This is a genomic window from uncultured Corynebacterium sp. (assembly GCF_945649885.1).
Taxonomy (GTDB): Bacteria; Actinomycetota; Actinomycetes; order Mycobacteriales; family Mycobacteriaceae; genus Corynebacterium.
Window position 1 is genome coordinate 1 of record NZ_CALZFS010000088.1, and the last position, 12,028, is coordinate 12,028.

Annotated in this window: 4 protein-coding genes and 1 tRNA gene; all 5 read left to right on the forward strand. The window is 60.0% G+C overall.

Going from position 1 to position 12,028, the window contains the following annotated elements:
• Nucleotides 1–121: 121 nt before the first annotated feature.
• The 5 genes from Q0M74_RS09850 to Q0M74_RS09870 all read left to right on the forward strand — a co-directional run bounded on the left by Q0M74_RS09850 (nt 122) and on the right by Q0M74_RS09870 (nt 11,855).
• Nucleotides 122–203: transfer RNA gene (locus Q0M74_RS09850), tRNA-Leu, on the forward strand.
• A gap of 368 nt (nt 204–571) precedes the next feature.
• Nucleotides 572–1,663 carry an ABC transporter substrate-binding protein gene (locus tag Q0M74_RS09855; protein WP_293953923.1) on the forward strand — a complete coding sequence of 364 codons (1,092 nt, stop codon included), beginning with the start codon at nt 572–574 and terminating at the stop codon, nt 1,661–1,663.
• 472 nt (nt 1,664–2,135) lie between these two features.
• Nucleotides 2,136–11,123, forward strand: coding sequence for a type I polyketide synthase (locus Q0M74_RS09860; RefSeq protein ID WP_293953925.1), 8,988 nt, complete (start codon nt 2,136–2,138; stop codon nt 11,121–11,123).
• Nucleotides 11,124–11,225: 102 nt separating this feature from the next.
• A complete protein-coding gene (locus tag Q0M74_RS09865) occupies nt 11,226–11,387 on the forward strand; it encodes a hypothetical protein (RefSeq protein WP_293953927.1) in 162 nt (53 codons plus the stop codon).
• Nucleotides 11,388–11,633: 246 nt separating this feature from the next.
• Nucleotides 11,634–11,855, forward strand: a complete 222-nt coding sequence (locus tag Q0M74_RS09870; protein ID WP_293953929.1) for a hypothetical protein — start codon at nt 11,634–11,636, stop codon at nt 11,853–11,855.
• The last annotated feature ends 173 nt before the right edge of the window (nt 11,856–12,028 follow it).

A 12,028-nucleotide genomic window follows, 5' to 3' on the forward strand; every position in this document is an offset into this window, starting at 1 on the left:
CAAATATCAAGGATACCCCCGTTTTCTAGACAAGCGAATTTCGTTAGCAACACCACATTATTTGAAGCTGCAGGGTGGGCATGTATGATCAAATGCGCTGTCAGCCTCATGCAACAGCACTGCGCCTGTGGCGGAATTGGCAGACGCGCTGGATTTAGGTTCCAGTGTCCTAGGACGTGAGAGTTCAAGTCTCTCCAGGCGCACCGAGGGGAAAACCCGTAGATTGCTGCAAAAAATCTACGGGTTTTCCTTTTTCTTCATTCACAGAGTGTATTCTTAGGAAATTATTAGCTAATTTTTTGAACGAGCAAAGACTAGGCGCATGCATTATTCTCGTTCTCATTTGTGCTACGCGTTGTGCGGAAAGGTTTCTCTGGGAATCCCCGCACGTGGTGTCCTACCTTTTAACACAAGGGGAGGGCACTGGATATGGATAACGTCATTCACACCTTCTTGCACTGGAAATTTTGTGGTGTGTTGTTCTGCTGACACCTGAGGTGAGGCCCCTGTCAGGGTATTTATCTGGTCAATGCGGAAGCAGTGAGAAAACTTTGATGTAGAAAGCCTGATCATGTTTCAGAAACGGGTTCTGACCGCAGTGTTGATCACTGCCTCCCTGGGGAGTGTCTCCTGCGCTTCTGAGGGCGGTGGAACCGGGGCAGCTACTGTCTCCAGTGTGGAGACCGCCGCCTACAGTGCTGCTGATGGTGACACCACTGATGGTCATTATCCTGTGGTGATTGGTAACTGTGGTCGAGAACTGGTGATCATGGAATCGCCACAACGGGTGGTATCGCTCAATCAGGGTATGACGGAGATCCTTCTGTCCATGGGGATGGAGGACCGCATGGTGGGAACCGCCACCTGGATGGATCCCGTCCTTCCGCATCTGGCTGAGGCCAATGAAGGTGTTCCACGGCTCTCGGACAACAACCCTTCCTTCCAGACTGTGCTTGCTACGGATCCGGACTTCATCGTGGCCAGCTTCAACAGCGTGCTTGCGGACGTGGCATCTGGATCTGTCGAGCGCTATGCGGAAGAGGGACTCCCCGTCTATGTGTCTTATACCGAATGCGCCAAGTCACGAACCAGTGGGCTGGATGATGGGGAACGCTCGGAAAAGATGATGATGGACGACATCTATCAAGACATCCGCGACCTGGGAAATATCTTTGATGAGGTGGAAGCGGCTAACCAGTTGATTGATGATTTGGATGTTCGCCTGAATGAGGTGGGTTCAGCCAATGGTGCCACTCTCTTTGCCCTGGGGGAGGAAACCTCGGTGGCCTTCTGGTTCTCCGCAGACACTGCTCCATATGTCGCTGGCGGTTATGGCGCTGCGCAGATCATCGCTGACAAGCTCGACCTGCAGAATGTCTATGAGGACTCCACCCTGGAGTGGCCCCAGGTCTCCTGGGAGGAGGTTGCAGAGAAGAATCCGGACGTGTTGATCCTGGGTGACCTGAGCCGACGCTGGGAGACTGTAGAAACTGGTGCGGAGAAGGTGGCGTTCTTGAAGAATCATCCAGTGACCAGGGAAATGGACGCGGTGAAGAATGAGCGCTTCATCTTCCTTTCCGGTGGTGGCATGGACCCCACCATCCGGCTGGTCGATGGCGTGGAGAAGGTCTCGGCAGGCCTGGATGAACTCGGACTGCGTTAGAAGCTTTCCTGGAGTGCAAGGCCCTTAGGAGCCGGAAGTGAAATCTGGCTTGCCAGCTCTTCTGGATGTGAGAATTTACTATAACGCCAGATATCGTGACCATTATCACCGGGGTGGGACGTTATGGGACTGGGTGTATCAGGGTGAGTTTCGGGCATCTGTACTGTTCAGGGCTTCGGTAGGGGGTGCCGGTACCCATGTGGGGGGAAGCGTCCTGTGGTGGTTGTGTCTTGCGGGGGAGTCTTTCTGGGGAGTGGTTATTAACCTCAGACTGCGGCACGGCAGGAAAAGATGACGATTTCCTCATGATTTGTGGCATATTGTTTTCTATCCAATGCCAAACCTGGGTGCACTCAGGTATGCCATTTTGAATCTGAACATGCATTAATATGCCATTAATATGCACAGACTGCCTTTTCTCCAAACTACCGGAGGGGGATATGTCTGAGTCGAACAAGGAGCGAGTTCACAAGTGACCGAATTGAGCAGGAACTTCGGGACCAGCCGACTGATCAACCGCTTTGACCATGAGCCTTATGCCTTTGCTTTCTCGGGTCAGGGTTTCAACTGGTTGAAGACTCTCCGCGCCGCTGTCGCCGCAGGTGCCGGTACCAACGTCCAGGAGATCGTCGGACGCGCACAGGAGCTACTGGCTCCGGTGGCTGATGAACTCGCAGGAACCTTCCCCTTTGGTTTCGACCCGGTCACATGGGCCAATGCCGTTGAGGCACCCACCTTTGACACCTCCCAGTCAGCCGTGAGCGTTCCGGGAATCTTCATCTCTCAGATCGCCACCCTTGATTCGCTTGAGGCGCAGCGTCTTGATGTGGAACAGGCTGTTGCCGCACTGGGGCATTCCCAGGGTGTGTTGGGTGTCCACCTGCTCAAGGACCTGACCCGTGCCGATGAACTCGTGGCACTGGCGCAGCTGATCGGTGCGGCCATCACCCGCACCGCCCGCATGACCGGTCTGATCGCCCAGGGCGAGAACAAACCGATGATCTCCCTCGCCGGCATTGACCGTGAACAGCTGCAGCAGGCCATTGACACCGCCTGTGCGGAAGTTCCAGAGGAAATCCGCCCCGTCATCGGTCTGCGCAATGCACGCGACACCTATGTTCTGGTGGGTCGCCCCGATGACAATGAGCGCGTGATCAGCGTGGTCAACGCCATGGCTGCCCGCGACCAGAAGGCTGTGGAGGACAAGCAGCGCGGTGGCTCTGCCTTCAGCCCGCGCATCACAGCTCTGGATGTTCAATCCGCTTTCCACCACCCGGCCATGTCCATGGCTGTGGAACAGACCGTCACCTGGGCCAAGGCCTGTGGACTGGACGGCGACATTGCCCGTGAAGTCGCTATGGATGTCCTGGTCAACCCTGTTGACTGGGTGGCCTCTGTCAATGAAGCACTGGATGCCGGTGCTCGCTGGATCCTCGATGTCGGCCCTGATGGAGGTGTGGTCGGTCTGACCCGTTCCATCCTCGCCGGCCGTGGCGCTGATTCCTTCGCCGTGTGTGACGCAGCAGGCCAGGCGAAGGTCTTTGATGCAGGCCTTGCCCCAGAACTGCCCACCGACTATGAGGAGTTCGCCCCTCAGGTGGAGATCGTCGACGGCACCCCACGACTGATCACCCGTTTCACCGAACTGACCGGTCGCAGCCCGATGATGCTCGCCGGCATGACCCCGACCACTGTTGACCCTGAGATTGTTGCCGCAGCTGCCAATGGCGGCCACTGGGCAGAACTTGCCGGTGGCGGACAGGTCACCCCGGAGATCCTGGACAGCAACATTGAGAAGCTGGGCACGCTGCTCCTCCCCGGCATCAACGCCCAGTTCAACTCCATGTTCCTGGATCCCTACCTGTGGAAGATGCAGATCGGCGGCAAGCGACTGGTGCCCAAGGCACGTGCCAATGGTGCACCACTGGATGGCATCATCATCACCGCCGGCATGCCGGAGAAGGATGACGCCGTAGCCCTGGTCAAGGAACTGCGCGATGGCGGTTTCCCATGGATCGCCTTCAAACCAGGCGCAGTCAAACAGGTCAAGGCTGTGCTGGCTGTGGCTCAGGAGATCCCGGAGATCCCCATCATCATCCAGGTCGAAGGTGGCATCGCCGGTGGACACCACTCCTGGGAAGATCTGGATGAACTCCTGATCAACACCTACGGTGATATCCGCGCCCTGGACAATGTTGTCCTCTGCGTCGGCGGTGGCATCGGTACTGCTGAGCGTGCTGCTGACTATGTCACCGGCACCTGGGCAAATGAGTACGGCCTGCCCAACATGCCTGTCGACGGCATCCTCGTGGGTACTGCCGCCATGGCCACCAAGGAGGCCACCACCTCCCAGTCCGTCAAGGAACTGCTGGTTGCCACCCAGGGATCCACTGAATGGGTTCCAGCCGGTGGCGCCAAAAATGGCATGGCCTCAGGCCGTTCCCAGTTGGGCGCAGACATCCATGAGATCGACAACTCCTTCGCCCGCGCAGGCCGACTACTTGATGAGGTCGCCGGTGATGAGAAGGCAGTGCAGGCACGTCGCCAGGAGATCATCGACGCCATCGGCAAGACCGCCAAGGTCTACTTCGGTGACCTTGGCACCATGACCTACCAGGAGTGGCTCAACCGCTACCTGGAACTTTCCGGACCGGTCAAGGGCGAATGGATCGACGCCTCCTGGGAGAATCGTTTCAACCAGATGTTGGAGCGTGCCGAGGCACGTCTGATCACCCAGGACCACGGCGAGTTCGAGCCCAGCTACTCCGGTGCAGGAAGCGTCGACAAGCTTGTTGCCGACCTCCCACATGCTGCAACAGACCTGCTCACCCCTGCAGATGTGGCCTGGTTCCTGGACCTGTGCCGCACCCCGGGCAAGCCGGTCAGTTTCGTGCCGGTCATCGACAAGGACGTGCGCCGTTGGTGGCGTTCGGACTCCCTGTGGCAGTCCCATGATGAACGTTTCGACGCCGACCAGGTCGCCATCATCCCCGGCGTCGCCGCGGTCGCCGGCATCACGCAGGCCAATGAACCAGTGGCTGACCTGCTGGACCGCTTCGTGGACGCCACCATCGCACGCATCGATGAGCACAACTCCCGCTCCCGCGACATCATGGGCAAGGTCTTGAGCTCACCCGGCACCTTCTGGGCCGGACGCAATGTTCCTTCCGTGGTGCACCGTCTGGGCGATGCCGATAAGTGGTCACGCACCGAATTTGAGGCCTTCCACGCCCCAACCGGTTCCACCCTGGTCTATGAGGACGCAGAGCATGCCCTGCTCACCGTCCCACTGGCCGGATCCACCGCCTTTGGCACCACCACTGACCTGAAGATCCGCTTCACCAGCCTGGGCGACGCACTGCCCAGTGCTGTTCCAGTGGTTACCCAGGACGATGCCGAAGCCGCCATGGGTGAGCTCACCCGCATCGCCGCCGGTGGCACCCTGGCCACCCTGGAAGATGGCACCGCTGTCTGGGACACCACCCTGGATGCCGGCATCATCGCTGACTATGACAATGTCACCGCAAGCCACCTGCCCTCCACCGTGACCCCGGCAGGCACTGCACCGGATGTACTGGTTGGTCGCGCCTGGCCGGCAGTCTTCGCCGCCGTGCAGTCCGCCGTGATCCCCGGAACTGATTCCGCCTCCGTAGTGGAAGGCATGCTTTCCCTGGTCCACCTGGAACACCACATCGTTCTCAAGACAGACCTACCCACCCAGGCGAACCTGCATGTCACCGCCACCGCCGATGAGGTCTCTGACACCTCCATGGGACGTGTCGTGGTTGTCCGCGCCCGCATCTTCGCCGATGACGTGGAGATCGCCACCCTATCCGAGCGTTTCGCCATCCGCGGACGCAATGGCAACGCTGTGGCACGCACCAACACCTCCACCCTGCCCACCACCATTGACACCCCACGCTCCCACCGTGCGGTGGCCAAGGTCGTGGCACCAGAGTCCATGCGCCCTTTCGCTGTGGTCTCCGGCGATCGTAACCCGATCCACGTCTCTGACACCGCCGCCTCCCTGGCAGGACTACCCGGGGTGATCGTCCACGGCATGTGGACCTCCGCCATCGGTGAACTCATCGCCGGCGCAGCTTTCAAGGATGGGCAGGAAGACACCCCGGCAGCGAAGGTCGTGGAATACACTGCCACCATGCTGGCCCCGGTCATGCCTGGTGAAACCATCGTGTTCAACGTGGAACGCTCCGCCGTGGACAATCGCCCAGGACACGGTGAGGTCCGCTCCATCACCGCCACCGTTGATGGCAACCTGGTGCTCACCGCCACCGCAGTCATGGCTGCACCCACCACCTTCTACGCCTTCCCAGGCCAGGGCATCCAGTCCCAGGGCATGGGTATGGAATCCCGCCGTAACTCCGCTGCCGCACGCGCCATCTGGGACCGCGCCGATGCACACACCCGCGACAAGCTCGGCTTCTCCATCCTGGAGATCGTGGAGAACAACCCACAGGAAGTCACCGTGGGTGGAGAGAAGTTCTTCCACCCGGACGGTGTGCTCTTCCTGACGCAGTTCACCCAGGTCGGCATGGCCACCCTGGGCGTGGCCCAGATCGCTGAGATGGGTGAAGCAGGAGCCCTTAACCAGCGTGCTTTCTTCGCCGGTCACTCCGTGGGCGAATACAACGCCCTGGCAGCCTATGCCGGTGTGCTCTCCCTGGAATCTGTCCTGGAGATCGTCTACCGTCGCGGCCTGACCATGCACCGCCTGGTTGAGCGTGATGAAAACGGCCTGTCCAACTATGGTCTGGCAGCACTGCGTCCGAACAAAATGGGACTCACCGCTGAGAACGTCTTTGATTATGTTGCCAGTGTGTCTGAGAAGTCCGGGGAATTCCTGGAGATCGTCAACTACAACCTGGCCGGCCTGCAGTACGCAGTCGCCGGAACCCAGGCTGGTCTTGGTGCACTCCGTGTCGACGCTGAGGATCGTGCCCCGGGCCAACGTGCCTTCATCATGATCCCGGGCATTGATGTCCCCTTCCACTCCTCCCGTCTGCGTGATGGTGTGGGTGCTTTCCGTGAGCACCTGGATTCCCTCATCCCAGCTGAGCTGGATCTGGATATCCTGGTTGACCGCTACATCCCGAACCTGGTGGCCCGCCCATTCGAGCTGACCGCTGACTTCGTGGCATCCATGGCTGAGGTTGTTGATTCCACGTACGTCAATGACATCCTCACGGACTTTGAGGCTGCAGCGGTGGATCAGCAGAAGCTGGCCCGCACCCTGCTCATCGAGCTGTTGGCCTGGCAGTTCGCATCGCCTGTGCGTTGGATTGAAACCCAGGACCTGCTCATCAACGGCCTGAAGGCTGAGCGCTTTGTGGAGGTCGGCGTTGGATCTGCCCCGACACTGGCCAATATGATGGGCCAGACCCTGCGTCTTCCGCAGTACCGCGATGCTGAGATCGAGGTCCTCAACATCGAGCGCGATCGCCCAGTGGTCTTTGCCACCGATGAGATCGTCCGTGAACTGGAAACCGAGGACACCTCTGCTGCAACGGCAGACACCCCGGCCACCGAGCCAACCGCACAGGTTGCCGCCACCGCTGTACCGGCGGCCACCCCGGCCGCTGCTGTCGGCGGCCCACGCCCGGATGATATCGAGTTCACCCCGGCTGACGCCACCGAGATGCTCATCGCCATCTGGACCAAGGTCCGCCCGGACCAGATGGGTGCCACCGATTCCATCGAGACCCTCGTTGAGGGGGTCTCCTCCCGCCGAAACCAGCTGCTGCTGGATCTGGGTGTGGAATTCGGACTGGGTGCCATCGATGGTGCCGCCGATGCAGAACTGGGTGATCTCAAGGTCACCGTGTCCAAGATGGCCAAGGGGTACAAGGCTTTCGGGCCAGTCCTGACAGATTCTGCTGCTGATGCCCTGCGCCGTATCACCGGACCAACCGGCAAGCGCCCTGCCTACATTGCAGATCGTGTGACCGGCACCTGGGAACTGGGACAGGGCTGGGCTGACCACGTTGTCGCCGAGGTTGTCATCGGGACCCGCGAGGGTGCTTCCCTGCGTGGTGGCGACCTGGCGACCTTGCCCACCGGTGATCTGGATGGGCTTATCGACGCCGCCGTCGCCGCCGTCGCAGCCCGCCAGGGTGTAACCATCTCCCTGCCTTCCACAGGTGGCACCGGTGGTGGGGGAGTCGTGGACTCCGCCGCACTGGGCGAGTTTGCTGAGCAGGTCACCGGTAAGGCCGGTGTCCTGGCAGCAACTGCACGCACCATCCTGGCCCAGCTGGGACTGGACGCACCTGTCCAGGCAGCACTGGATGAAACCGATTCCGACAACCAGCTCTATGAGCTGGTCTCCCGTGAACTGGGCTCTGATTGGCCCCGCCAGGTTGCACCGAGCTTCGATGCTGAGCGCGTTGTCCAACTGGATGACCGTTGGGCTTCCGCGCGTGAGGATCTCACCCGCGTAGCCCTGGGTGAAATTGATGCTGCTGATCTTGATGTCACCGGTGCCGGTGAGGCAGTGGCAGCACAGGCTGAGTTCTTCGGCCTGAAGGACCTGGCTGCACAAGCCCGCGACACCAGCGCACTGGAATACGCCGATGATGTGGCGGTGGTGACCGGTGGTTCACCGAACTCGATCGCTGCTGCGGTTGTCGAAAAGCTCCTGGCAGGGGGCGCCACCGTCGTGGCCACCACCTCCAGCCTGAACCACGCACGCCTGGAATTCTACAAGGATCTCTACGCACGTTCCGCACGCGGCACAGCTGCCCTCTGGGTGGTTCCCGCCAACCTGAGCTCCTACTCTGATCTGGATGCGATTGTGGAATGGGTCGGCTCTGAGCAGACCGCCACCGTCAACGGTGCCTCCAAGCTGATCAAGCCAGCTCTGGTCCCGACCCTGCTGTTCCCCTTCGCCGCACCACGTGTGTCCGGTTCCATGGCGGATGCCGGTCCACAGGCTGAGACCCAGATGCGTCTGCTGCTGTGGTCCGTTGAGCGCCTCATCGCAGGTCTGGCACCACTGGGCGCTGACACCCACATCGGACACCGTCTGCATGTGGTTATCCCAGGTTCCCCGAACCGTGGACGCTTCGGTGGCGACGGTGCTTATGGTGAATCCAAGGCTGCGCTGGATGCCGTGGTCACCCGCTGGCATGCTGAGCAGGGCGCTTGGGGTGGCAACACCTCCCTGGTCCACGCCCACATCGGTTGGGTCCGTGGCACCGGCCTGATGGGTGGCAATGACCCACTCGTGGCCGCCGCGGAAGAAGCTGGCGTGGAAACCTACTCCACCGAGGAGATCGCCGAGAAGCTGGTTTCCCAGGTTTCTGAGTCCGCTCGTGCTGAGGCCGCAACCTCCCCAATCACCGTCGACTTCACCGGTGGACTGGGCGAATCCGATATCAACCTCGCAGAAATGGCTCGTGCACTGGAGCAGGCTCCAGCTGAGGTGGCTGAAAAGCCACGCACCATCGCGGCACTGCCCACCCCATACCGTCCGGTCATCCAGACCACCCCGGATTTCCAGGGGCAGGTCACCCAGTCCCTCGAGGAGATGGTGGTCATCGTCGGTGCCGGCGAGCTGGGCCCACTGGGCTCTGCACGTACGCGTTTCGACGCCGAACTCTCCGGTTCCCTCTCCGCTGCCGGAGTCATCGAACTTGCCTGGACCATGGGCCTGATCCACTGGGATGAGGATCCGAAGCCAGGTTGGTACGACGCCTCCGATGACGCGGTCGCCGAAGAGGACATCTTCGACCGCTTCCATGATGAAGTCATGGGACGCATCGGTGTGCGCAAGTACAATGACATGCCGGAATACGGCATGTTCGACAACTTCGCACCGGAGCTGACCACCGTCTACCTGGATCATGATCTGACCTTCAGTGTCGGTTCCCGCGATGAGGCACAGACCTTCGTCTCCTCCGAACCAGAACTGACCGTGGCCTCCTATGACGCAGCCGCTGAGGAATGGAAGGTCACCCGCAAGGCAGGTTCCGCGATCCGCGTGCCACGCCGCATGGCCATGACCCGCTTTGTTGGTGGCCAGGTGCCACAGGACTTCGATCCAGCAGTCTGGGGCATCCCAGCCGACATGATCGACAACCTGGACACCGTTGCCCTCTGGAATATCGTCTGCACCGTGGACGCCTTCCTCTCTGCAGGTTTCACCCCTGCTGAGCTGCTGGCTTCCGTGCACCCGGCACGCGTGTCCTCCACCCAGGGCACCGGCATGGGCGGCATGGAATCCCTGCGTGGCATCTACGTGGACCGCATCCTGGCAGAACCACGTGCCAATGACGTCCTCCAGGAAGCCCTGCCCAACGTTGTGGCAGCCCACGTCATGCAGTCCTACGTCGGTGGCTACGGCCAGATGATCCACCCGGTGGCAGCCTGTGCCACAGCAGCGGTGTCCGTGGAGGAGGCACTGGATAAGATCCGCGTGGGCAAGTCCGACTTCGTGGTCTCCGGTGGCTTTGACGCCCTGTCCGTTGAGGGCATCACCGGCTTCGGCGACATGGCAGCAACCGCTGATTCCGCCGGCATGGAAGCACAGGGCATTGAACACAAGTTCTTCTCCCGTGCCAATGACCGCCGCCGCGCAGGCTTCATCGAATCTGAAGGTGGCGGCACCATCCTGCTGGCACGTGCCTCCCTGGCCGCCGACATGGGTCTGCCAGTGCTTGGTGTGATCGGCTTCGCCGAGTCCTTTGCAGATGGTGCACACACCTCCATCCCGGCTCCTGGCCTGGGTGCACTGGGTGCAGCACGTGACGGGGTGGATTCCCGCCTGTCCGTGGCACTGCGTGAGGTAGGTGTTGTGGCGGATGAGATTTCCATCCTGTCCAAGCACGACACCTCCACCAACGCCAATGATCCAAATGAGTCTGATCTGCACGAAAGAATCGCAGCAGCGATCGGCCGTACCTCCGGCAACCCGCTGTATGTGATCTCCCAGAAGACACTGACTGGCCACGCCAAGGGTGGTGCCGCAGCATTCCAGCTGATCGGCCTGACCCAGGTGCTGCGCTCCGGACAGGTTCCTGCCAACCGTGCTCTGGACTGTGTGGATCCTGTGCTGTCCAAGCATGAACACCTGGTCTGGCTGCGCAAGCCACTGGACCTGTTCTCCAAGGCACCGAAGGCCGGTCTGGTCACCTCCCTCGGTTTCGGACACGTCTCCGCCATGGTGGCCGTGGTTCACCCGGATGCCTTCTATGAAGCAGTCCGTGTGGAGCGTGGTGCCGAAGCAGCCGACGCTTGGCGTGAAGCTGCGCTTGCCCGCGAAGAAGCCGGCCTGCGACGCATCGTCGCCGGCATGCACGGTGGAGTGCTCTACGAGCGCCCCGCCGAACGCAACCTCGGTGTCCACGGCGACGCAGCCAAGGAAGTTGAAGCAGCGGTGCTGCTCGACTCCCGCGCAAGGCTTGTCGACGGTATCCTCGACCCAGCAGGTTCTGAGAAGTAATCCCAGCTAGAAGTGCATAAACCCGCCTGGTTCGGCAGTGTTTACATACTGTTGGACTGGGCGGGTTCGGCGTATCATGGACATATCAGAATGGGGGGGGATATGGAGGAGAAGATCGCCTTCGCAGATGCAGACCTAGTCTTGGCCGGGCATGAGACCATGGATCCTGATCTGTGCGCTGTGGTGGAAGACTTCGCCCATGAGCAGATAAGCGTTGATGATGCGATCGCAACAATCAGATCACATATTCAGGGCAATGACTAGCAGGCATGTTTTCCGTACCTGGGATGATTACTTACATCGCAGGTACAACTGTTTTGAGAAACAAGCTGAGCTCTGCTGTGAACCCTCATGGGGAATCTGATGGAACCAGGCTGAGACAGATGGAAGAGGCGATCGGGGCGCTTCGTATTCAGGAGCTGCCTGAATAACCAACCGAAGACAACTTCGGCTAGGCGCATATGAAAGCTATTCATAGAGGACATCTACGAGTGGGCTGGCCAGGAACGGGTGGCATCTACAGATCGTTTTATGGTCAAGGATGGGCAGTCCTATTATCTGGCAGGACCTGCACTGACAGAAGCTGCAGAGAAACAATACCGGTTACTGGCGCAGAAGAATTATCTTCTGGGGTTGGATCGGGATGATTTTGTGGCCGCCCGTTTCCATAGCCAGGACAGCGGGGACAACACTCGATTGGTGCAGGTGCTGGGAGAGATCATCGTAGGCTAGGGGACTTTTGCTTAGCTTGTTGAGCTCAATCTATTGACACGGTTTCCGCATTGTGAAGGTTGATCAATGGGGGTGTGTTATGTGGCTATTATGGTGCATCTTTAAGAAGGTGGGGGTAGTAGTGTCCTGTGTGTGATCTATGGTTATACTCGAACACCTGAACTAACTATTTG

Bases quoted from the DNA above. Each gene is read 5' to 3' on its own strand.
- Q0M74_RS09855 (WP_293953923.1), top strand. From the start codon at position 572: ATGTTTCAGAAACGGGTTCTGACCGCAGTGTTGATCACTGCCTCCCTG.
- Q0M74_RS09865 (WP_293953927.1), top strand. From the start codon at position 11,226: ATGGAGGAGAAGATCGCCTTCGCAGATGCAGACCTAGTCTTGGCCGGG.